The 23,591-nt window shown below is 65.0% G+C and carries 19 protein-coding genes; 15 read left to right on the forward strand and 4 right to left on the reverse strand.

The genetic code is table 11. The features are described 5' to 3' along the window. Positions 1–10 precede the first annotated feature (10 nt). The 8 genes from acuI to V6N07_RS02640 all read left to right on the forward strand — a co-directional run bounded on the left by acuI (position 11) and on the right by V6N07_RS02640 (position 9,506). Positions 11–994 (forward strand): acryloyl-CoA reductase, encoded by a 984-nt coding sequence (gene acuI / locus V6N07_RS02605; RefSeq protein ID WP_371153811.1) that lies wholly within the window; start codon positions 11–13, stop codon positions 992–994. A gap of 124 nt (positions 995–1,118) precedes the next feature. After that, positions 1,119–2,510 carry a deoxyribodipyrimidine photo-lyase gene (locus V6N07_RS02610; protein WP_371155370.1) on the forward strand — a complete coding sequence of 464 codons (1,392 nt, stop codon included), beginning with the start codon at positions 1,119–1,121 and terminating at the stop codon, positions 2,508–2,510. 66 nt (positions 2,511–2,576) lie between these two features. Continuing rightward, on the forward strand, positions 2,577–3,788 hold the full coding sequence (locus tag V6N07_RS02615; RefSeq protein ID WP_371153813.1) for a class I SAM-dependent methyltransferase: 1,212 nt from the start codon (positions 2,577–2,579) through the stop codon (positions 3,786–3,788). Continuing rightward, positions 3,788–4,249, forward strand: coding sequence for a TrgA family protein (locus V6N07_RS02620; protein ID WP_371153815.1), 462 nt, complete (start codon positions 3,788–3,790; stop codon positions 4,247–4,249). The genes V6N07_RS02615 and V6N07_RS02620 overlap by 1 nt, the downstream gene beginning before the upstream one ends. Next, on the forward strand, positions 4,246–5,370 hold the full coding sequence (locus V6N07_RS02625) for an NUDIX domain-containing protein (RefSeq protein WP_371153817.1): 1,125 nt from the start codon (positions 4,246–4,248) through the stop codon (positions 5,368–5,370). Before V6N07_RS02620 ends, V6N07_RS02625 begins: the two co-directional genes overlap by 4 nt. A gap of 43 nt (positions 5,371–5,413) precedes the next feature. Next, on the forward strand, positions 5,414–6,442 hold the full coding sequence (locus V6N07_RS02630; protein WP_371153819.1) for a cysteine synthase A: 1,029 nt from the start codon (positions 5,414–5,416) through the stop codon (positions 6,440–6,442). After that, on the forward strand, positions 6,442–8,784 hold the full coding sequence (locus V6N07_RS02635; RefSeq protein WP_371153821.1) for a DUF3772 domain-containing protein: 2,343 nt from the start codon (positions 6,442–6,444) through the stop codon (positions 8,782–8,784). Before V6N07_RS02630 ends, V6N07_RS02635 begins: the two co-directional genes overlap by 1 nt. Beyond that, positions 8,781–9,506, forward strand: a complete 726-nt coding sequence (locus V6N07_RS02640; RefSeq protein WP_371153823.1) for an alanyl-tRNA editing protein — start codon at positions 8,781–8,783, stop codon at positions 9,504–9,506. The genes V6N07_RS02635 and V6N07_RS02640 overlap by 4 nt, the downstream gene beginning before the upstream one ends. A 7-nt stretch (positions 9,507–9,513) precedes the next feature. Here V6N07_RS02640 and V6N07_RS02645 read toward each other — a convergent pair whose 3' ends face one another. The 3 genes from V6N07_RS02645 to V6N07_RS02655 form a co-directional block, all read right to left on the reverse strand. Next, entirely contained in the window at positions 9,514–10,836 is a 1,323-nt protein-coding gene (locus V6N07_RS02645) for an O-antigen ligase domain-containing protein (protein WP_371153825.1), read from the reverse strand. Then, positions 10,833–12,308, reverse strand: a complete 1,476-nt coding sequence (locus tag V6N07_RS02650; protein ID WP_371153826.1) for a hypothetical protein — start codon at positions 12,306–12,308, stop codon at positions 10,833–10,835. The genes V6N07_RS02645 and V6N07_RS02650 overlap by 4 nt, the downstream gene beginning before the upstream one ends. A 108-nt stretch (positions 12,309–12,416) precedes the next feature. After that, positions 12,417–13,031: a LuxR C-terminal-related transcriptional regulator gene (locus V6N07_RS02655; protein WP_371153828.1), complete on the reverse strand. Its 615-nt coding sequence runs from the start codon at positions 13,029–13,031 to the stop codon at positions 12,417–12,419. A 238-nt stretch (positions 13,032–13,269) separates the two neighbouring features. Between V6N07_RS02655 and V6N07_RS02660 the strand changes: the two genes are divergently transcribed. The 3 genes from V6N07_RS02660 (at position 13,270) to V6N07_RS02670 (ending at position 17,919) form a co-directional block, all read left to right on the forward strand. Then, a complete protein-coding gene (locus V6N07_RS02660; protein ID WP_371153830.1) occupies positions 13,270–14,664 on the forward strand; it encodes a WecB/TagA/CpsF family glycosyltransferase in 1,395 nt (464 codons plus the stop codon). A 123-nt stretch (positions 14,665–14,787) separates the two neighbouring features. Further along, positions 14,788–15,294: an oxidoreductase gene (locus V6N07_RS02665; protein ID WP_371153832.1), complete on the forward strand. Its 507-nt coding sequence runs from the start codon at positions 14,788–14,790 to the stop codon at positions 15,292–15,294. 51 nt (positions 15,295–15,345) lie between these two features. After that, positions 15,346–17,919: an ATP-binding protein gene (locus V6N07_RS02670; protein WP_371153834.1), complete on the forward strand. Its 2,574-nt coding sequence runs from the start codon at positions 15,346–15,348 to the stop codon at positions 17,917–17,919. Here V6N07_RS02670 and V6N07_RS02675 read toward each other — a convergent pair. Continuing rightward, positions 17,916–19,124, reverse strand: a complete 1,209-nt coding sequence (locus V6N07_RS02675) for a polysaccharide biosynthesis/export family protein (protein ID WP_371153836.1) — start codon at positions 19,122–19,124, stop codon at positions 17,916–17,918. The genes V6N07_RS02670 and V6N07_RS02675 overlap by 4 nt on opposite strands. Before the next feature lie 202 nt (positions 19,125–19,326). On the opposite strand from V6N07_RS02675, the gene V6N07_RS02680 reads away from it, so the two are divergent. The 4 genes from V6N07_RS02680 to V6N07_RS02695 are packed head-to-tail and all read left to right on the forward strand — an operon-like array spanning position 19,327 to position 23,490. Next, complete coding sequence (locus V6N07_RS02680; protein WP_371153837.1) at positions 19,327–20,562, forward strand: oligosaccharide flippase family protein; 1,236 nt, start codon at positions 19,327–19,329, stop codon at positions 20,560–20,562. Between the two features lie 3 nt (positions 20,563–20,565). Further along, positions 20,566–21,483, forward strand: a complete 918-nt coding sequence (locus V6N07_RS02685; RefSeq protein ID WP_371153839.1) for a glycosyltransferase family 2 protein — start codon at positions 20,566–20,568, stop codon at positions 21,481–21,483. Positions 21,484–21,505: 22 nt separating this feature from the next. Next, a complete protein-coding gene (locus V6N07_RS02690) occupies positions 21,506–22,501 on the forward strand; it encodes a glycosyltransferase family 2 protein (protein WP_371155371.1) in 996 nt (331 codons plus the stop codon). Next, a complete protein-coding gene (locus tag V6N07_RS02695) occupies positions 22,501–23,490 on the forward strand; it encodes a glycosyltransferase (protein ID WP_371153841.1) in 990 nt (329 codons plus the stop codon). The genes V6N07_RS02690 and V6N07_RS02695 overlap by 1 nt, the downstream gene beginning before the upstream one ends. Positions 23,491–23,591 lie beyond the last annotated feature (101 nt).

A 23,591-nucleotide genomic window follows, 5' to 3' on the forward strand; every position in this document is an offset into this window, starting at 1 on the left:
AGGATACAAGATGACGTTCAAGGCATTGGTGGTCGATAAGGGCGAAGAGGGCACGTCTGCCTCGGTCAAGGACCTGACGCTGGACGATCTGCCCGCCGCCGAGGTGACGGTGGCGGTCGAGTATTCCACGGTCAACTACAAGGACGGCCTGTGCATCGGGCCGGGTGGCGGGCTTGTCCGGAACTATCCGCATGTGCCCGGCATCGATTTCGCCGGCACGGTCGAGACATCCGAAGATCCGCGCTATGCGCCCGGCGACAAGGTCGTTCTGACCGGATGGCGCGTGGGCGAGGCGCATTGGGGCGGCTATTCACAGAAGGCGCGCGTCAAGGCCGACTGGCTTGTCCCGCTGCCCGACGGGCTGACCACGCGACAGGCGATGGCGGTCGGCACGGCCGGTTTCACGTCGATGCTGGCCGTGCAGGCCCTGACCGACCACGGCATCAAACCGGGTCCGGTGTTGGTGACCGGCGCGGCCGGTGGCGTGGGGTCTGTCGCGGTCGCCCTGTTGGCGGCGATGGGGCACGAGGTTTCCGCCGTTACGGGGCGCCCGGAACAGGCCGACTACCTGAGGGATCTTGGCGCCACGCAGATCGTCGCACGCGAAGACCTGGCCGAGACGGTCAAGCGCCCGCTGGAGGGCGAAACCTGGGGCGGCTGTGTCGACGCCGTCGGGGGGGCGATGCTGGCCCGTCTGCTGGGGCAGATGCAATATGGCGCCTCTGTCGCCGCCGTCGGCCTTGCCGGTGGTGCGGCCTTGCCCGCCACGGTCATTCCCTTCCTGCTGCGTGGCGTGAACCTTCTGGGCATCGACAGCGTGATGCAGCCCTATGAGAACCGGCTGCGCGCGTGGGCCCGGATCGCCGAGGTTCTGCCGATGGACAAGCTGGAAGGGATGGTCGTGCCCGCCACCCTGGCCGATCTGCCCAAGCTGGGCAGCGACATTCTGGCCGGTCAGGTGCGCGGCCGTGTCGTCGTCGACGTAAACGCCTGATCCAACGTTACCTTGCGTCGCCCGCCCTCAGGCGTATCTTGGGGGTGGGCGGGTCGAAGGTTTGGTCTAACTGCCCCTTGTCAGGACGAGTGGCGGAGGCGACGTGTCAGCGATAATCTACTGGATGCGCCGGGATCTGCGCCTTGCCGACAATGCCGCGCTGACTTGGGCGGTGGCGCAGGATCGACCCGTCATCCCGGTTTTCCTGCTCGACGAAGTCGTCGAGACATGGGGCGCTGCGCCGAAATGGCGGCTTGGTCTGGGGTTGTCGGCATTCCGGGATCGTCTGGATGGCATTGGGTCCAAGCTGATCCTGCGACGTGGCGATGCCTTGCCGACCCTTCGGACCCTGATCGATCAGACCGGGGCGGATACGGTGATCTGGAACCGCCTGTACACCGCGGCGGAGCGGGAGCGGGATACCGCGGTGAAGGAGGCGTTGCGCGCCGACGACATCACCGCCAAGAGCTTTGCCGCCCATGTCCTGTTCGAGCCGTGGACCGTCGAGACCGGCAGTGGCAGCTATTACAAGGTCTATACCCCGTTCTGGAAATCCGTCCGCGACCGCGATCCCGGCGCACCGGAAACCGCGCCCGACGCCATCGAGGCGCCGCAGAGCTGGCCCGATAGCGACACGCTGGAAGATTGGAACCTTGGGCGCGCCATGCGTCGCGGCGCGGACGTGGTCGCACAGCATGTCGTCGTGGGAGAGGACGCGGCCCGCGACAGGCTGGACGATTTCATCGCCGAGAAAGTCGCCGATTACGACGCCGCGCGGGATCGCCTGCCCGAGGATGGCACGAGCGGCCTGTCCGAGAACCTCACCTACGGCGAAATCGGCATCCGCACCTGTTGGGCCGCAGGACAGGACGCATTGCGCGATGGGACGGGCGGTGCGGAAACCTTCCTCAAGGAGCTCGTCTGGCGCGACTTCGCCCACCACCTTGCCTATCACACCCCGCAACTGACCACGGAAAACTGGCGATCCGAATGGGACGCGTTCCCGTGGCGCGACGACAACGATCAGGCCGAGGCATGGCGCCGGGGGCGCACCGGGATCGAGGCCGTCGATGCCGGTATGCGCGAATTGTATGTCACCGGTCGCATGCACAACCGGGCGCGCATGCTGACCGCCAGCTACCTGACCAAACATCTGATGACGCATTGGAAGGTCGGGGCCGACTGGTTTTCCGATTGTCTCGTCGACTGGGATCCGGCGTCGAACGCGATGGGGTGGCAATGGGCGGCCGGGTCCGGTCCAGATGCGTCGCCGTTCTTTCGCATCTTCAACCCCGACACGCAGGCCGAGAAGTTCGATCCCAAGGGGCGGTATCGGACCCGTTGGATCGCCGAATTGCCGGGGCCGGAGCAGCAGGAGGCCCTCGCGTTCTACGATGCCATCCCGAAGGCTTGGGGTCTGTCCAGAACGGACGCCTATCCGGAACCGATCGTCGGTCTGAAGGAAGGGCGGGATCGTGCCCTCTCGGCCTACAAGCAGCGGGATGACGAAGATTAGGCGCGGGCGCCTTGCTCCAATTGTTAATGGGTGGTTTCGTGCCACAAACCGAACCACGGGGACCAAATGGACGTGATCACCAGCCTTGACGGGCAAACCGACCTGCCACGCTATTTCAGCGCAGCCTGGACGATGCTCAAGAACGCCAAGTCAGGGCGCATGGACGTCGTGCTGCCGGATGGCCGTCGGTTCCGCCACGAAGCGTCCGAGCCGGGCCCGGTCGGAGAGATCATCGTGCATGACCCCACGGTGTTCACCCGCCTCGTGCGCGAAGGCGATCTGGGCTTCACCGACGCCTATCTGGAGGGGCAGTGGAGCACACCCGACCTGATGGCGCTCTATGATCTGATCAACAAGGAAGGCGAAAGCCTGATACAACAGAACCGCGGGGTCATGGTCGCGCGCATGTTCGAACGTATCCGGTTCTGGTTGCAACAGAATTCGCGCCGACAGGCCCGCAAGAACATCGAAGCGCACTACGATCTGGGCAATGATTTCTACAGCCTCTGGCTGGATGACACGATGACCTATTCCGCGGGCATCTACGAAACCGGTCAGGAAAGCCTCGAGGCGGCGCAGACGGCAAAATATGCGTCGATCGTCGACCGGATGAACGTCGCCGCGGGCGAACATGTCCTTGAAATCGGGTGTGGCTGGGGCGGCTTTGCGGAATACGCCGCAAAGGAGCGGGGTTTGCGCGTCACCTGCCTGACGCTGAGCCCGAGCCAGTTGAAGTTCGCGCAGGAACGTATTGAAAAGGCTGGCTTGTCTGATCTGGTCGAGTTCAAGTTGCAAGACTACCGCGATGAAACCGGAACCTACGATGGCATCGCCTCGATCGAGATGTTTGAGGCTGTCGGCCAGCGATACTGGCCTGCGTATTTCAGCACGCTGCGAGATCGGCTGCGCCCCGGCAGGCAGGCATCGCTGCAGATCATCACCGTGCCTGACCGACGCTGGCATATCTATACGGGTTCCGTTGATTTCATACAGAAATACATCTTTCCGGGCGGGTTCCTGCCCGCGCCCTTCCGCCTGTCGGAGGAGATCGAGCGCGCGGGGCTGGAGGAAGGCAGTTCCCTGTCCATCGCAAAGGGTTACAGCCTGACGCTAAGGCGGTGGTTTGACCGCTTCAACGATCGCTGGGACGACATCGCGGCGCTTGGCTTCGACGACCGGTTCCGGCGGATGTGGAACACCTATCTGACGTCTTGCGCCGGGGCCTTCGAATACGACAATTGCGACGTGATCCAGATGATTGTCAGAAAGCCCAGTTGATGCCGACGCCCGCCAAGCTTGCATGCGCCATTCTCTTTGCCGCCCTGTCTTGGTGGACCGCTGAAACCATCGTCCGCGAAGCGTTGCCTGAAGGCGTGCGCGTCGGCCGGTTCCGGGAATGGGTCGCCCTTGCCGGTCTGCTGATCGGGTGGAAGATGATCGGGAGGACATGCTCGGGGCCGATGAACAAGGGCACGACGATCACCGTTGCGATCACGGCAGGCATCGGTGGCGCGCTCGTCCTGACTGTCGGGGGCGTGATCCTGCAGGGCTTCGTCGTGATGATCATCGAAAGTCTCGACCGCAAGTATACCGAGGTCGGGCAGGCCGCGACGGCGTGGATGGAATATACATGGGACAACGTCCTGTTGATCGCGGATCCGATCATCCTCGGCACGTTGTATGGCGGGGCGGCCGTGGTCGGCCTGATCGGCGGTATCGTCGGGCGGGTCACGCGATGACCCGGCTTTTCCTGTTTGGCACGCTGCGCTGGCCCGACCTGTTGAATGCCGTCGCGGGGCAGGACATTCCGACCATACCGGCCACCCTGCCGGGGTGGCAGGTTGCACGCGCGTCTACCGGTGACTGGCCCTTGCTGATCCCGGGGCAGCAGGCGGCCGAGGGTTTGCTGACCGATCCGCTGGACCCCGACGCACTGGGGCGCCTGAACTGGTACGAAGTCGCGTTCGGCTATGTGCCGGAGGTGGTGAATGTCATGGTAGACGGGGCCGAGGTTCCCGCCATGGTCTATCGGCACAACGATCCCGGCGGCGCATCGGGGCAGGGCTGGGATCTCGACGACTGGATCGCAGCGCATGGCGAAAGGACGCTGATCGCCAGTTCCGAAATCCTCCGCGCGGAAGGGCGCCTGTCACCCGATCAGATGATGGCGCGCCGCGGCGTCGTCCACGCGCGCGCCCACGGCGTCGTCATGGGGCGGGCAACGACGCGTCCGATCACGGTCGGCGGCGGCCCGGTTCTGTCGGACGTGACGGTCGAGGAAATCCGCTATCCCTACGACGGGTTCCACCGGGTCGAGGAATGGCTGCTTGATCATCCGCGATTTGACGGAACGCGCAGCGGCCTGATCGAGCGGGCGATCAGCCATGTCACCGATGCGACGACGGTCCTGCCGTATGATCCGGTGCGGGACCGCGTCCTCGTGGTCGAACAGATCCGCGTCGGTGCCGTGGCCAAGGGTGATCCCCGGCCCTGGATGATCGAACCGGTCGCCGGCCTGATAGATGCGGGCGAAACGCCCGAATCCACGGCCCTGCGCGAATGCGAGGAAGAGGCCGGCCTCACCCTGTCGGCCGCGGATCTGCATTTCGTCGCCCGCTACTACCCCAGTCCCGGCGGGCTGGCACAGGTGCTGCATTCCTATGTGGCGCTGGTGGATCTGCCGGATGACGCCGGCGGCCTTCATGGGTTGGAGGAGGAGGCCGAGGATATTCGCGCGCATCTCATCCCGCTCGACGATCTGGTCGCGATGATTTCCACCTGCGAGGCCGCGAACGCGCCTTTGATCGTTTCCGCACAATGGCTGGCCCTGCATCGCGAACGGTTGCGGTTGAACGGCTGACGGAGGGCGTCTAGGTCTCGGACAGAACATCTTCGGGGGCCCCATGACCATCCACGCAAATCTGGCCGATGCGATCGGCAACACGCCCCTGATCCGGCTGAACAAGGTTTCGGACGAGACCGGCTGCGAGATTCTTGGCAAGGCCGAGTTCATGAACCCCGGCCAATCCGTGAAGGATCGCGCGGCGCTGTTCATGATCCGCGACGCGGTGGCGCGCGGCGACCTGCGCCCCGGCGGCACCATCGTCGAGGGCACGGCGGGCAATACCGGCATTGGCCTTGCGCTGGTCGGGGCGTCGATGGGGTTCAAGACGGTCATCGTCATTCCCGAAACGCAGAGCCAGGAAAAGAAGGACATGCTGCGTCTTGCGGGCGCAACCCTGATCGAGGTTCCGGCCAAGCCCTATCGCGATCCGAACAATTACGTCCGCTATTCCGGCCGTCTGGCGGCAAAGCTTGCTGAAACCGAACCGAACGGCGCGATCTGGGCCAATCAGTTCGACAACACCGCAAACCGTCAAGCGCATATCGAGACGACGGGCCCCGAGATCTGGGACCAGACCGGGGGCAAGGTCGACGGTTTCATCTGTGCGGCCGGATCGGGCGGCACCGTGGCAGGCGTCGCGGCGGCGCTGCAACCCAAGGGGGTGAAGGTCGGCCTTGTCGATCCTATGGGTGCCGCGCTCTACAGCTTCTACACCACGGGTGAATTAAAATCCGAAGGCGGGTCCATCTCCGAAGGGATCGGGCAGGGGCGGATCACGGCCAACCTCGAAGGATTCACGCCCGATTTTGCCTGTCAGGTCAGCGACGCGGAGGCGCTGACCATCGTGTTCGACCTGTTGTCCGAGGAAGGTCTGTGCATGGGCGGCTCGACCGGGGTGAACGTCGGTGGCGCGGTGCGCATGGCCCGGGACATGGGGCCGGGACATACCATCGTGACGATCCTGTGCGACTATGGCACGCGGTATCAATCCAAGCTGTGGAACCCGGTCTTCCTGCGCGAAAAGGGTCTGCCCGTGCCGGGCTGGCTGGACACAGCCGGGCCGGAGGTCGTGTCGGTCTTTGAATGATGCGGCGTCTTCTTGCGGCCCTTCTGGTCACCTTCTTTGCGTCGTTGCCGCTTGCGCTTTCGGCGCAGGACGACGGCGTTCCGGCCGAATGGTCGATCGTGTCGAACCGCGCGGCGGCTGTCCTGCAATCGGGACAGGCGTCGGATGAGGCACTTGGCGCACTGCGCGCGGAACTTGTCGACTGGCGCGCGCGGTTTCAGGCCTTACGCGGCACGAACAGCGGGCGCATCGCAACGGTGCAATCGTCGCTCGATGCCTTGGGCGATCCCCCGGCCGAAGGGGAAAGCGAACCAGCCGAAGTGGCGGACCGCCGTGCGGAACTGACGGCCGACCTCGAGGTGCTGCAGGCCCCTGTGCGCAGCGCCGAGGTGGCGTTCAACTCTGCCGATGGCCTGATTGCGGAAACCGACGAGTTGATCGCGAACCGGGCCGCCGAAGCCCTGTTCCGCCAGGAGGCGGCGCCGTTGAACCCGGTGACATGGTGGCCCGCCGTCACTTCGGCGGGGGCGTGGTTCGTTGCCTTGGCGGATCAGACGGTGGCGCCCTTCGCGACGGCATCTTCCCGCGCCTACGTGCAATCGCAGGGCGTACAGATCGGCCTGTTGTTTGCCGTTGCGCTGGTGCTGCTGTTTCGGTCCGGCACGTGGCTGAACCGCCTTCGGGACCGGTTGGCGGTGCACGAAGCCACGAGTCCTATCGCGCGCCTTGGCCTGTTGGGCACATCGCTGGGGCGCCTTGCCCTGCCGTTGATCGGGCTGGTCGCCGCCGCGCGCATACCGCAGCTTATCGGCGCCGAGGGGCCCATCGTCGGCGTCGCTCTGGACGCGATTCCGGTCATGGGTGCGGCGATCCTGATCGCGCGCTGGCTATCGATGCAGGCCTTTCCCCTGCGGCCCGATACGCCGATCCTGTTCCCCGTCGCGGAAGACAACCGCGCCGAAGGCAGGTTCCATGCCGTTCTGATCGGTGTCCTGTTCGCCATGGCGATCGGGGTCGAGGCCATGGCCGAGGGCGACCCCGCGTCGGACGACTACCGGGGCGTGATCCACTTTGCCATCGCGGTGATGACGGGGCTCAGCCTGCTGCGTCTGGGACAGTTCTTTTTGCGGGAAGGCCTGTCGGCACGCGATGACGGGGATGGCGGTTTCTGGGCCCAGCTGATGCGCCTGACGGGCCGCATCCTGATGGTTGTCGGGGCGGTTTCCCCACTGATGATTGGGGCCGGATACGTGAACCTCGGCCTCGCGATCATGTGGCCCACGGTGATGTCCCTGTCGCTGATCGTGGTGATCGGGGTCGTGCAATCCGCCGTGTTCGACGTCTACGCCGCCGTGACCCGCCGGGCGGAGACGGCGCGGGATGCCCTGGCCCCGACGCTTGTCGGCTTTGCCCTTGCGGTTGCCGCGATGCCGTTGTTCGCCCTGATCTGGGGCGTGCGGGAACAGACCCTGCTGGAATGGTGGCAGGGGTTCCTTGACGGATATGCCATCGGTGGAACACGCCTGTCCCCGACCAGCTTTCTGACCTTCGCGGTCGTCTTCGCGCTCGGCTATCTTCTGACGCGGCTGGTCAAGGGCGTGCTGCGCACCAACGTCCTGCCGAAGACCAAGCTGGATACGGGCGGAACCAACGCCATCCTGTCGGGCACGAGCTATGTCGGGATCACGTTGGCTGCGTTGCTGGCCATCACGACGGCGGGGATCGACCTGTCCGGTCTGGCGATTGTCGCCGGTGCCCTGTCCGTCGGTGTCGGTTTTGGCCTTCAGACGATCGTGCAGAACTTCGTCAGCGGCATCATCCTGCTGATCGAACGGCCCATCAAGATCGGTGACTGGGTCGCCGTCGGCGGGATCGAGGGATTCGTGCGCCAGATCAGTGTCCGGTCCACCCGGATCGAGACATTCGACCGGCAGGACGTGATCGTCCCGAACGCCGACCTGATCTCGGGGGTGGTCACGAACTATACGCTGGGCAATGCGACGGGGCGCGTGCTTGTGCCCGTCGGTGTGGCCTATGGCACCGATACACGGCGGGTCGAGGCGATCCTGCGCGAGATCACCGAGGCGCATCCGATGGTCGTCCTGAACCCGCCACCGACCATCACCTTCGAAGGCTTCGGTGCCGACAGTCAGGATTTCCTGATCCGGGCGGTCTTGCGCGATGTCCTTTGGAAGGTCATCGTGAAATCGGAAATAAACCATGGGATCGCCGAACGCTTCCGCGAGGAAGGCATCGAGATTCCCTTTGCCCAGCGTGACGTCTGGCTGCGCAACCCCGAGGTGCTGCAACCCCAGTCGCCGGAGGGGCAGCCGGATGCCAAAGACCTGCCGGAGACGACATGACGACCGAGGCCCTGTTCCACGCCGACCCCTACCTCAAGACCGCGACGGCCGAGATCATCGCGCGCACCGAGGAGGGGGGCGTCGTCGTGGACCGGTCGATCTTCTACCCGCGCGGCGGCGGACAGCCGGGCGACAGTGGACGGATCGTCTGGGCCGGTGGCAGCGCGGAAATCGCCTCGACCGTCAAGACGCCCGACGGGTTGGGCGCGATCCTCGTGCCATCGGCGCCCGCACCGATGCCGGTCGAGGGCACGGAGATCGAGATGCTGCTCGACTGGGATCGCCGTCACCGCTTCATGCGGATGCATACGGCGTTGCACCTGTTGTCGGTCGTCGTGCCGTTGCCGGTGACGGGCGGACAGATCGGGTTGGAGAAAAGCCGGCTGGATTTCGACATGCCCGAGGTGATCCACGACCGTGATTTCATTCAGGCGCGCATGACGTCCTTCGTCGAGGGCGACCACCCGGTGACGGACACGTGGATCACCGATGCGCAACTGGATGCGAACCCGGGGTTGGTCAAGACCCTGACGGTCAAGCCCCCGCGGGGGGCCGGCAAGGTGCGCCTCGTCCGTATCGGGGCGGAGGAGAACCCCGTCGACCTGCAACCTTGCGGCGGCACACATGTGCGCAGCACGGGTGAAATTGGCGCCGTTCGCGTGGGCAAGATCGAAAGCAAGGGCCGCGCGAACCGGCGTATCTCCATCACGCTGGAGGGGTAGGGCGCCCCTATCCTTCGGTCCGCATTTCTGGCGCATGCGTATCAGCGGCGTCGTCATCGGCCGCCTTCGTTGCCGCATCGGTCGCCAGTTCGCGCAGGTGGATCCCCAGCAGGATCAGACCGGGCCAGAGCATGTATGCCTCGATCTCCACGTTCTCGCCAAACGACAACAGGATGATTGTCATCAGGATGCCCAGCGGCAGACGCCCGCGGGGATTGCGCGCGGCGTCGATCATTGCAACGCCCGTGTGCCAAAGCATCGGCACAAGCAGGGCGGCAAACCCGACAAGGCCCTTGACGAACAACAGACCATACCACGTATGATGGCTGCCGATCGGCATGTATTCGACGGCATGCGATCCCGGATGCACGGTGCCATGACCGAACCACATCGCCTCGTTCTGCCAGCGTTCGCTTGCGATGCGTTGCAGGGTTTCGCGAACACGGGTGCTGTCGGCGCGGGCGCCCTTGAAGGCGGAGACCGCGTCCTGCGCCAGGGACACGAGGGCCGTGCCGATGACCGCGAGTGAGGCCGTAAGGGCCGCGGTGACGTGCCATGCCCAGCCGCGCAGGATCAGCGGCATCATGCGCGGCGCAATCGTGCAGGCGACAAGGCCGACCAGCCCCATGCGCGACTTGGAGGCGAGGATCATCAGAACACCCGCCGCAACCCCGGCCAGCATCCATTTGCGGTCCTCCTCCTCCAGCGCGAACAGGACCATGACGACGCCCAACAGCGCGGCAAAGGGCGACCACGGGGCATAGAACTGCCACCGGGGGGTCCAGCTTGCGGGGTCGAAGGTATAGAAATAGACGCTGAAATATTCTGGCCCCGGACCGCCCACGGCCTTGAGAGGTGATGTGAAGATCCGCTCGGGCAATCCAAGGTAGGGCGCCGCCAGCAGAACAGGGGCCAGCGCCAGGGTCCATGCGCCGATCACGCATTGGCCCCGGATCAGGACCGCGCGTCGGATCGGCAGCACCGCGCCGATCAGGGGAAACAGCGCCAGCAGAGCCCAACCCTTGGCCCAGCCGATCGATGACTTGATCGTCTTCTTCAGGCCAAGTCCCCAATCGAGATGCCCGGCCCACAGCGCCACCAGCATGACGAACATGCCGATGATCCAGACCCATATCAGCGGTGGGATCGAACCGGTGGCCCGAAGGTCGTGCCGGATCGCCGGCCCGAGGTAGAGCGACAGGATCGCCAGCCCGCCCAGAACCCAGGCCAGAACCGGACCCACGACATAAAGCGCCCCGACAGCGTAGAACGGCCATGTCAGCGTCATGGCCTTGAAGATCATGCGTTCTGCCGGGTTGTTCGGGGTCATGCCGGAACACCGACCCCGTCCAGACCCGTCTTGCGGCCGGTCGGCGCGTTCAGAAGGCGACCGATCATCGCCGACCGCATCCAGCCCAGCAGCAGTCCCAGCAGCATCATGAAGGTCGCAGCGACCCCTGCGGCGATTGCCAGCTTGCGGTTCGGGGACGAGGGGCTGTCGGGCAGGGACGGGTTCTCCAGCACCTGCACCAGCGGATAGGACGCGTAGACATCCGACTTGGTCGACTGCGTGCGCGCGATGGCGGTCGCGAACACGGCTTCGGCCACCGAGAAGTCACGCTGCAGATCCTGCAGGCGGGCGGCGGCTGCGGCCAGGCCCTGTTGCCGGGCCTGTTCGTCCGTCAGACGGGCGGACAGCGTCGCAAGCTCCCGCTCGGCACCGGCGCGCTCGGCCTCCATCCGGACAAGCTGTGCCAGAAGGTCGGCACGGGCCCCGGCGGGGGCGAGGTCGAGCATTTCGAGTTGTGCCCGTTCCAACCCTGTCACGGCCCCGGCCTGTTGCAGGGCCGCCGTCGTGGCGGCCGAATGCGCGGCGCGCGCGGTCTGAACCTTGGGGTGGCCTTCGCCGAACTGGGACCGGGCCTCGGCCAATGCTGCGGCGTGGATGCCGACCTCATCCGTCAGGGCGTTGAACTCGGCATCCGCATAGAGCTTCAGCGTCGCCGCGGCGGCGCTGGCAGGAATGCCCAGGCTCGCTTCGAGGGCAAGGACGCTCTGGGTTTTTTCATCCAGCGTCGCTGTCAGATCCAGCACGCGGCTTTCGAGCATGCGGGTGGATTCGACGATGGCGTCGTATTGATCGGCGGAGATCAGGCCGCTTTCCTGTTGCAGGCGGGCGATGTCGGACCGGGTCGCCGCGACTGAGGTGCGATAGTCGTCGATGGCGGCAAGGCCGCTATCCTCGCGGGTCGTCTGCTCGTCCGAGCGCAGGGCGTCCAGTTCCGCAAAGAAGGCCGTCAGCAGGGCATCACCGCGGGCCTGTGCCTCCTCGGCGCTGCCGCCTGCGATTTCGAGGTGGATCAGGCTGGTCTGATCCACGAGGTTGATGCGCGGTTTGCCGAATTCCTGCCGGCTCAGCGCCATGGAGCTTGCGGCCGCCTCCAGAATGCGGTCGGCGCCGATCAGCCGCTTGTAGGTTTCGGTCGGGCTGACCGAATTGCTGGAAAACGCGGAGTTCGAATAGGACGAGGCCTGACCGATCCCGCTCAGGTTCATCGAGGCGGACGCGCCCGAGCCGGGCAGGATCAGCGACGTCGTGGATCTGAACGACAGGGGTGCGGTGCGCAGATAGCCGGTGATGGGTGCCCAGATCAGGGCGCCGCCCAGAACCGCGATGGCCAGATACCGGGGGAACCGCTTGGGGTCGCCGACACGACCCCCCATCAGAATGCGGCGCAGCGACAGGCGGGGCTTGCGCGGTGTCGAAATGGTTTGGCCGGAAAAGGTATCTTGCATGGTCATCGGGCGTCTCCTTTGCCCGTAAGATACGGTTAATCCGGCGGACAAGTCTTGCGCGCGCCCGGTCAGACCGATGGGACATTCGCGCATCCTCCTATCCGGGCGGATAGGTCAGAACAGGCCGGCCTCGCGCGCGATCAGGGCCGCCTGCGTGCGGTTCGTGGCGCCGACCTTGCGATAAAGCGTCTTCATGTGCAGCTTGACCGTAGGCTCGGAGATGTCGAGGTCGCGCGCGATCTCCTTGTTGGACTTGCCTTCGGTCAGCCCCTTGAGCATCTGCAGTTCGCGCGGCGTCAGCTTGTCCGCCAAGGGGTGCGAGGCGGTCTCCTCGGCGGCGGTCATGAAATCGATCGGGGCATATTGCTCGCCCATGGCCATGAACTTGATCGCGTTGATCATGGATTTCGCAGGCAGTGTCTTGGGCACGAACCCGGCGGCCCCGGCCTCCAGCGCCTGTTCGACGATCTCGCGGGTCGCCTCGCCGGACAGCAGGGCGACCCGCTGTCCGCCATCCATGTCCAGAACGCGCTTCAACCCCTCAAGGCGGTTCATGCCGGGCATGTTCAGGTCCAGAAGAACCAGGTCATAGGGATCCTCGGTCTCGATCAGCTTGCACGCCCCGGCAAGGTCGGCGGCGGTGCTGGTTTCGATGTCGCCCTGCGATTGCAGAAAGAGAACGACGGTATCGCGGAGCAGATCGTGGTCGTCGGCAATCAAGACGCGCATGTCTCTTTCCTAATCCTGGTCAAATGTCCTGTCCCCAATGGTTGCACGGAATGTCGGGCAATCACCAGACGGTCGCGCGGCACTTTTGGCTGAGGACCTGTCCGGTCGGATAGTTCGGCTGCCCAAGCGGGCGATCGTCTTAACCAAAGTCCCGATCCTCTGTCCGTTCGCTTCGTTGAGCGTAGGCGACCTGTTTGTCAGCTTTAGGGCAAGCACAGCCTATTCAGGGACTTACAAGATGACCTTCCACTTCGACACCGCCACCGCCGCCTTTGACACCGCTGCCATCACGTCGTCGCCACTGCCGACTGCGCATCTCCCGGCGCTGGATCTGAACCTTGTCGATGCCGCCGAGGGCGAGGTCATCGAGCATCTGTTGTCGGCCGGTCGCCGTCGCGCCTTCTTCATGAACGCCCATTGCTGCAACGTCCGCCGCAAGGACGAAGAGTATCGCCGCGCGGTCGCCGCTTGCGACGTCCTGCTGCCCGACGGGATCGGGGTCGAACTGGCCGCGCGGATGACCGGTCAGACGCTGACGGCGAACCTGAACGGCACCGACCTCGTGCCTGCGCTGTTGCGGCGGGCGGCGACGCTGGGCAAGTCGGTCTATCTGTTCGGTGGCAAGCCCGGCACGGCGGATGCGGCAGCCAGCAAGCTGATCCATACGATCCCGCATCTGCGGATCGCCGGGACGCGCGATGGCTATGACGGTGCGAAGGATGCCGAAGCCGTCATCGACGACATCAACGAAAGCGGGGCGGACATCGTGTTGGTCGCCCTTGGCGTCCCGATGCAGGAAATCTGGCTGCACCGGCATGCCGACAGGCTGGCCGCCCCCTTGACCCTTGGCGTCGGCGCCTTGTTCGACTTCCTGGCAGGGTCGGTCGTGCGCGCGCCGAAGCTGGTCCGTCGCGCCAAGATGGAATGGGTCTGGCGCCTGGCGCAGGAACCGCGCCGCCTGGCCCGTCGCTATCTTGCCGGCAACTTCACCTTCATGGCCCATGCGGCAAAGACCGTGATCGGTCAGACCTCCGTCGCGGGGTTTCAGCGGCGGTTCCTCGATATCACCCTGTCGGCAAGCGCTCTGCTGCTGCTGTCGCCGCTGCTGGTCGGAACCGCGCTGGCCATCGTGATGGACAGCCGGGGCCCGGTCCTGTTCCGTCAGACGCGGGTCGGGCAGGACGGCAGGACCTTTACCATGTTCAAGTTCCGGTCGATGTCGACGGATGCCGAAAGCCGTCGCGCCGCGTTGCTCGCGATGTCGGACCGGCAGGGCGTCTGCTTCAAGTCGCGCAACGACCCGCGCGTCACCAAGGTCGGCCGGTTCATCCGCCGCTTCTCGATTGATGAGCTGCCCCAGATCCTGAACGTCCTGCGCGGCGAGATGTCCATCGTCGGCCCCCGTCCCGCCCTGCCGTGCGAAGTGGCGGAATATCCCAAGCGCGCCCTCGGTCGCCTGGCGGTCAAGCCCGGCATCACCGGTGTGTGGCAGGTGTCGGGCCGCGCGAACATCGGCTTCGACCAGATGGTTGAAATGGATATCTCCTACGCTACCTCGCGGACGTTGCTTGTAGATATCATCTTGATCCTACGGACATTCGGCGCGGTCGCTTCGGGACGCGGCGCCTACTGACCCCGCCATCCTACCACAAAGGATGCAGCGTCCTATCCCAATGGATAGGGCGCTATCCCTCTGACCTTTAGGAGGTTGGCAATCCTCGTGGCATGTAAGGTTAAGAAACAAAGGATACCTCCCATGCTCCGTGCCCTCTCCCATGCCATGGCAGTCGTCGCCCTGTCCGCAACGCCGCTGCTTGCCGATGATCTTGCCGTTCCCGAAGGCGACGTGATCCTGACGGTGACCGGATCGCTCGACGTGACGAACGTCGATGACAGCGCCCAGTTCGACCTTGCCATGCTCGAAGACCTCGACATGACGACCATCGAGACCTCGACCATCTGGACCGAGGGCGAGAACAGCTTTCAAGGCGTTTCCCTGGCGGTCCTTGTCGATGCGCTCGGGATCGAAGGGACGACGTTGAAGGCAACGGCGATCAACGATTACGCGATCGAGATCCCGATGACCGATGCCGTCGAAGGCGGGCCGATCGTGGCCTACCGGATGGACGGAAACACCATGTCGGTGCGTGACAAGGGTCCGCTCTGGGTGATCTATCCCTATGACAGCAATTCTGACTATCGCACCGAAGTCATCTATTCCCGCAGCATCTGGCAACTCGACCGCCTCGAAGCGGTCGACTAGGCTCGGTGATGTAATCGCCGCCCGCTTTCGGGCGGCGAGGCAGGAGGCGACATGAATTCCAAACGCCATGGGCCGATGTCGCCAACACGCCTGATGATCGGGGTCATTCTGGCGATTGCGATATGTGGCGGCATCATCGCGATGTCGGTGAACGTCGTGCGCGATCTGCGCCTTCTGAATTCGGCCAGTTCCGACAACGTGCAATGGACCCTGTCGCAGGCCGAGGTGGAGTTTCTGGAATACGAACTCTACCTCGTCAGCGCCTTGCAGACCAGTGAACCCGATCTGGCGCTGGTGCGGCGCGAGTTCGACATCTTCTACAGCCGGGTCCAGACACTTCAGCAATCCTCGATCTACGAAGCGCTGCGGGCCGTGCCCTCCTTTTCGACGGAGCTGGAACGGGTGCAATCGTTCCTGCGAACAGCCGTGCCGATCATCGATTCCGCCGATGCGGATCTGATTGCCGGCCTGCCGGACCTTCTGCGCCTGTCGCAGGATATCCGTCCCAGCGTCCGGTCCATGTCCAATTCGGGCCTGAACTACTTCGCGCAGGATTCCGACGCCCGCAGGAACAATGTCAGCGTCACGCTGATGCAACTGGCCGTCGGCGTGACGGTCCTGTTGCTCGCGCTGCTGTTATTGGCGCTGTACCTGATGCGGCTCAACAATATCAACATACGCCGCCGGTCCGAGGTGATCGAAGCCAGCAAGCGCATGAACATCGTCACCAGCACCGCGTTGGACGCCGTCGTGGTCAGCAGCGCTGCAGGCTTCATCCTCGATTTCAACGCCGCGGCCGAGCAGATCTTCGGCTATACCGCCGAGGAAGCGGTCGGCGAAACCATGAGCGACATGATCGTGCCCGATCACCATCGCGCCGCGCATGAGGCCGGGATGGAACGGATGCGTGCCAACGGGGAAAAGCGTGTCGTCGGCAAAGGGCGCGTCAAGCTGGAAGCCAAGCGCAAGGGCGGCGAGGTGTTCCCATGCGAGTTGGCCATCCAGTCCGCCCAGACCGACGAGGGCGAGATCTTCATCGCGTTTCTGCGCGACATCTCCCACCGGGTGCGTGCGGAACAGGACCTTGTCGAGGCCCGCGACCGCGCCCTGGCCGGGGAAAAGGCCAAGACCGATTTCCTTGCAACCATGAGCCACGAAATCCGCACGCCGCTGAACGGGCTGCTCGGCAATCTGGCACTGCTGGAAGATACGCGGCTCAGCCCGCGGCAGGCCCGATATATCAAGAACATGGATACGTCGGGCAAGCTTCTGATGAACCATATCTCCGATGTCCTCGACATCACGAAATACGATGCTGGCAAGCTGCGCCTGCGTCCCGTGGCGATGAACATCAGCAACCTTCTGCAGGACATCATCGACAATCAGAGCGGTGCCGCCTCGGCCCACAACACCACGCTGAAATGGGGATGGCTCGGCACGCCCGCCGAATGGATCGAGGCGGACCCGGACCGGATTCAGCATATCCTGATGAACGTGATCGGCAACGCCGTGAAATTCACCCGCGACGGCAACGTTTCCGTCACCGCCGAGGTCGTCGATACCGGCGAGGCGCGGCCAGACCTGCGCATCTGCATCAGCGATACCGGCATCGGGATGGACGATACGCTGCGCGCCCAGATCTTCGACGACTTCATGACGGGTGACAGTTCCTATGACCGCGACACCGGTGGCACGGGATTGGGCCTTGGAATTGCCAAGCGGTTCGTCACGGCCCTCGGCGGTACGATCACCGTCGAAAGCGAAGTCGGCAAGGGCAGCATCTTCACGATCCAGTTCCCGATCGATCCGATCGAGGCCGTCGACACGATCGACACCAAGGGACCGCAGGACGCAGATGCGCGTGCGATGAACATCCTTCTGGTCGAGGACAACGAGATCAACCGCGTCGTCGCGCGCGAGATGTTGATGGCGGCGGGGCACACGGTGACGGAGGCGCAGAACGGGCGCATCGCGGTGGACATGGCCGAGGCGCAGCGCTTTGACCTGATCCTGATGGATATCAGCATGCCCGTGATGGACGGGCGCAGCGCGACCAAGGCCATTCGCGCGGGGCAGGGCGCATCGGCGACGGTGCCCATCGTGGCCCTGACCGCAAACGCCATGGCCGAGGAACAGCAGGCCTTCCTGAAGGACGGGATGAACGAGATCCTGACGAAACCCCTGACACGCGAGGGCCTGATGCGCGTGACCCGGGCCCATGTTCCGACGGGCGCAGCCGCCGCAGCCGATGTCCCGACATCCGCGCCCGCCGTGATGACCAGCCAGATCGCCGAGCTGCGCGACAACCTTGGTGATCAGATTGCCCAGACCCTGCTCGACCGTTTCGTGGGCGAAGTCGACGCGATGCTGGAGCATCTGGCCGCGCATGAGACCAACGGCATGAAGGACACCGCCGAGCACGCCCACCGCATAGCCGGCAGCGCGGCGGCGATGGGGGCCACGGATCTGCGTCAGGCGTTGATCGCGGTCGAGAACGCGGCAAAACGGGACGATGTGCCGGGCACTGCCGCGGCGATCGATGCCCTGCCGGATGTGTGGTCCAGAACGCGCCCCTTCATGCGGGCCGACCTGCATGGCGTCGCAAAGGACGCGTCGGACACCTAAAGGGCGGCTGCAATCCCGAGGACGCCAAGCAGGCGACCGACCTCGCCGACGTTCGTGATCGTGCTGTCGTAACAGGCAATCGAGTCGTTCGGCAGGACGAAGGGATCGTAGTCATCACGGTCGGCGCGCCGCAGCAGGTCTTCGATGTCCCGCTCGATCACGACCGAGATCCTGGTCACCGGATTGCGCGAAAACAGGACGGCGGACCGATCCGCACTGGTCGCACGGGCCCCGCCGACGCAGTTCGTATCGATTACGGCCTGCAGATACCGTGTGCCATATGGCACCTCTCGCACGTCGGTTCCGATCGCGGATTGCGCATTGGCCGTGGCCGGCTGCGTCAGGTTCGACAGGAACAGGGTCACGCCGGGCGGGCTGATCGGGCTGGGCCGCATAAGGTCTTCCTGAAAGCATTGTCTGCTTGGAACGGAAATCTCGTCGCCGGTCACCAGCATGATATCCACGGCATTGCGGCCTTCGAACACGCCGCGCATGTCCAGCCTGTAGAGCCGCCCGCTGCGCCGCACCTCCACTGCCGAGATATCCGCATCCGGGCGCACGCCACCGGCCGCCCGCAAGGCAGCCGACAGGTTGCGTCCCTCGGTCGAGGCACCAAGTGCGGCCTGCCTGCGGGCATCGACCTGATCGCCGTTCACGCCACCGATCTCGACGGCGCGCGGCTCGAACACCGCGCCGGACACGCCGACCGTCACCGAGGCGAGGTCAGCCACGCGCACCGAAATGCGGGGACGTTCGGCAAAGAAGTCATCGGCGATCAACTGCGCGGCGATGTCATCCTCGATGGCGCCGGTCGTGCGACCCTGTGCGAGGATCGGCGTCAGGAACGGCAGCTTGATGGTGCCATCGCGGGATACGACGTAATCGCCGTTGAACGTCTCGTCATCGCCAACCCTGATGTTCACAAGGTCGTTGCGGGTCAGACGTTCACCGCGCAGGGCCGTTGCGGCCAGGCCGTCGCCCTTGCCGCCGGCGCCGCCCCTGAAGGGCAGGCACTTGCTTGCGTTGATGGTCGCGGAACGCAGCGCCACGGCGTCACGCCGGCTGACATCCGGTGCACGGTATTGCGCCTGATAGCCGTCGCCGATTGCGATCGGCTCGAGGTTGTGGGGCGTATCGAACCCGGCGCAGCCGCTCAAGGCGAGACCGGCACACAGGACCGATCCGAATTTCACTGCCTTGGACATGGGTGTTCTCAATGCGTTGGCCTGAGGTTTCCACTTTCATAGGCAATCCACCCTGCATGGTCGAGAGCAGGTTTGCATGCGCGACCTATCCGAAGGGGTATGGGCCCACTCCGTTGCCCCTTTCACCCCTCCGGTGGGGGACGAGACAGCCTGAGCGTCCTGCCGTAGACCCGAGACAACGGATCAGATTGGAACACACGCCATGAGCGCCACGTCGCAGACATCACGCATCGCCCGCAACCTGTTCGCCTATGGCGCATCGGAAGCGGCTGCCAAGGCGTCGCGTCTGCTGGTCGTCGTCGTCGTGGCCCGGTCGCTGGACCTGAGCCAGATCGGCATGGCCGCGGCGGCGCTGGCGGCGGCCGATATCCTCAAGTCCCTGACGGAGAACGGTGTCGGCCAGCGCATCATCGCGGCCCGCAACGCCGAGTTGGCGCAGACATGCGCCACGGCGCATCGCATCTTCTGGGTCTGGTGCATTGGCCTGTTCTTGGCGCAGGCCGCCGTCGGCGTCGCGCTCTATCTGACCGGGGGCAGCCTCGAACTGCTGATCCTCATCCTTCTGCTGGCGGGTGAATACCTGTTCATGCCCGCAGGCCTCGTGCAGACGGCCCTGGCCATGCGCGCGGGCAAGCTGCGCCAGACGGCGACGATCGCCGGTGCGCAGAACGTCGGCGCCAACCTGATGTCGGCTGTTCTTGCGCTGGTCTGGCCGTCCGCCATCGCCCTGATCCTGCCGCGCCTGCTGACGGCGCCCTTCTGGCTGATCGCCATGCGCAGGCTGCACCCCTGGACCCGCGACCTCAGCCAGGGTCGCGCGCCGCTGCGCCCCTTCATCAGCTTCGGCTGGGCCGTTCTGGGCGTGGAACTGGTCAAGGCGATGCGCCTGCAGGCCGACAAGCTGATCGTTGGCACCTTGATGGGGGCCGAGGCGCTTGGACTTTACTTCATGGCATTCAACGCCGGTCTCGGGCTTGCCAATTCCTTCTCCGTCGCCTTCTCGACCGTCCTGTTCCCGCATCTGTGTGCCCATGAGGACAAGGGGCAGGCGCTGCGCCAGAGCACCGTTCTCGCCCTGTCGCTGATCACGCCCGCCGTCGTCCTTCAGGCGCTGCTTGCCCCGTACTACGTGCCGGTTCTGCTGGGGGACGGATGGACCGGGCTGGATCACATCGTGTCGATCCTGTGCCTCGTCGCCATTCCCGGCACGCTGTGGTCGGCCACCGCCGGTTGGCTGCGCGCCACGGATCAGGCCGCAAGGGAATTCTGGGTCACCGCACTGATGACCGTGGCACTCATGGCCAACACCGCGCTGCTGGCCTCGCGTGGCCTCGAGGCGGTCGCCACGGGATACGCCATCGTCGCGACCATCGTGATGGTCGGCGCTTCTCTGCCCGCATTGTCTTTGGCCTTTGGCCGCTCTTTCGCAAGGATCTGACCCATGACCGCATTCTCGATCATCGTGCCCTGCTACAATGCCGAAGCAACCATTCGTCAGACCCTCGACAGCCTGTGCGCCCAGACATTCTCGGATTGGGAGGCGATCTGCATCGACGATGGGTCCTCCGACAGGACGGTGGACCTGGTTCTCGACATGGCCGAGCAGGACGACCGCATCCGCATCGGCCCGAATTCCGGCAAGGGCCCCAGCCACGCGCGCAACTTCGGCGCCCTGCTGGCCAAGGGCGAGGTCTTTGCGTTCTGCGATGCAGACGATGTCTGGCTTCCGACGAAGCTGGCCGAACTGGCCCGGACCTTTACCGACCCGAACGTGGATGGTGCCTATGGCCAGATCGGCTTTTTTCACACCGATCCCCATGATCCGACCGCGTTTTCGACCGTTCCGGACGAGGATCTGACGATCGAGGGCCTTTTGGGGGAAAACCCGGTCTGCACCATGTCGAACGTCGCCCTGCGCGCGGCGGCCTTCCGGCGGACGGGCGGTTTCGACACGACGATGGTCCATAACGAGGACCTGGAATGGCTGATCCGTCTGGTCGGGGCAGGGGCCCGTATCATCGGATGCCAGACGTTGCAGACGATGTACCGCACCTCGGTCGGTGGGTTGTCGACGGATCTGGATGCGATGCTGGCCGGCCGGGCCCGCGCCATCCGGGCAGCCGAGGGGTTCGGCGTGCGCCCGACCGCGCGCAGCCACGCCATCCATCACCGCTATCTTGCCCGCCGCGCCCTGCGTCTGAGCGAGGCCCGCACCACGGCCCTGCGCCATGCGGTGACGGGGCTGCGCCACAGCCCGAAAGGGTTCTTCAGCCCGTTTCGCCGCGGCGCCCTGACACTGGTGGGGGCCTGCGGTGCCCTTGCCCTGCCGCGCACCACGCGCCAATCCCTGTTTTCGTGATCGTTCAGAAAGACCCATGACCATGACGCTCGCCTCCATCATCGTTCCCGCCTTCAACGTCCAAAGCACGATCCGTGAAACCCTGACGGCCCTGCTGGCGCAGACCTATGCGACCTTCGAGATCATCATCGTCGACGATGGATCCACCGACGCGACCCCGCGTCTGGCAGAAGAGTTCGCCCGCAACCCGCGCGTTCGCGTCGTGCGTCAGGCGAACCGCGGATTGGCCGGGGCACGCAATTCCGGCATCGCTGCGGCCCGTGGGGATTTCATCGGGTTCTGCGACGCGGATGATGTCTGGGAGCCGGAAAAGCTTGCCGTGCACGTCGCGCACCTGCAGGCAAATCCGAACGTCGGGGTCAGCTACTCCGGCTCGGCACTGATGGATGACGACAGCGTACTGATGGGCCAGGCCCAGCGCCCGCGCCTGCGCGACATCGACGCCGCGGTCATCTTCAAACGCAATCCGATCGGGAATGGATCCGCCGTCGTTCTGCGGCGCGCCGTTCTGGAGGCCATCGCCTATCGTCCGCGCCACGAAGATGTGCGCGACTGGTATTTCGACGAGACGTTCCGGCAGTCCGAGGACATCGAATGCTGGCTGCGCATCGCGCTGACCACGGACTGGAGGTTCGAAGGTGTCGAGGGCCTTCTGACGCGCTACCGCGTCAGCGCGGGCGGCCTGTCCGCCGCCACGGACCGACAGTTGGCCGCGTGGGAGCGTATGGTCCTTAAGCTCTCGCCACTGAACCCCGCGTTCTTCATCGTGAACACCCGGGATGCGCGGGCCTATCAGCTGCGCTACCTGTGCCGTCGGGCCGTCAGCGATCTGGATGCCCCCCGTGCCGCAACGCTGTGCCGGTCATGGATGGCACAATCCCGCGCGCCCCTGATCGAGGAACCGATCAAGTCGCTGGTCACCCTTGGCGCGACCGCCGCCCTTTCGATCCTCGGCGGGGCCGCCATTCGACAGGCCATGGGCCTGCTGCGTGGCCGTCGCGGCGCCGGTGCCATCTGATGGGACGTCCGCGCATTGTTCATCTGGTCGATGACACGACCGCCGGCGGGGTGATGCGGGTGCTGGATCACATCATGACCGCGCCGCCGATGGGTGAATTAGCGGATCACAGCCTGCAACGGATCGATCGCGGCAAGGTCAGTCTTGCCGGGATGGATGCGGATATCGTCGTCTCGCACCTTGCGGTCAGCTGGCGGGCGATGCCGATGTTGATGGCGCTGCGCCTTCGCCACCCGAACACCCCGCTCGTTCATGTGGAGCACAGCTATACCGAGGCATTCGTAGCGCTCAACGTCGCCCGCAAGGGACGCTTCGCGACTTTGCTGCGACTGGCCTATGGTCTGTTCAACCGGGTCGTGGCCGTCAGTCAGGCGCAGGGCGACTGGCTGGTGCGCAGCGGAGCCGTCCCGATGGCAAAGCTGGATGTCATCCGGTCCTGCGTCGACCTGTCGGCCTTTCGCGCGGTCCCGGCCCTCGCGACGCCCCCGCGGGTCATCGGGGCCATCGGGCGGCTGGACCGGCAGAAGGGTTTCGACACGCTGATCCGTGCGTTTCGCAACCTGCCGCAGACGGACATCGCCCTGCACATCTACGGCGAAGGGGATCAGGAGGCCGCATTGCGCGCGCTGGCCGGGGACGACCCGCGTATCCGCTTCATGGGGTTCAGCGCCGATCCGGTCGCCGCCATGGCAGCCGTCGACATCGTGGCGATGTCATCCGCATGGGAAGCTTACGGGCTGGTCGCGATCGAAGCCCTCGCGGCGGGGCGCGGCCTGTTGGTCAATGACATCGACGGTCTTGTCGATCACGCCCCGAATGGCGCGCAGACCGTCGAAGGCGGGACGGTCGCGGCGTGGCAACGCGCGCTGGCGGATGCAGTGGGCGATGCCACGCCGAAAGCGCCGTCGAAGCCGCGCAGCAGCCAGTTCCTCGAGGACGCATTCGTGGCAGGGTGGCGGGATCTTACGGCGCGTTTGTCACCGCGATAGGCGAAGGGATACCCCTTCGCGTCCGACCTGTCGCTACGTGGATCAAGGGGCAGGTTTCCGAGGCTATGTTCGTTGTTCCTTGCCTGCGATCCGGCAGGGGG

The sequence above is a fragment of the Jannaschia sp. 2305UL9-9 genome (assembly GCF_041403465.1).
Lineage (GTDB): Bacteria > Pseudomonadota > Alphaproteobacteria > Rhodobacterales > Rhodobacteraceae > Jannaschia.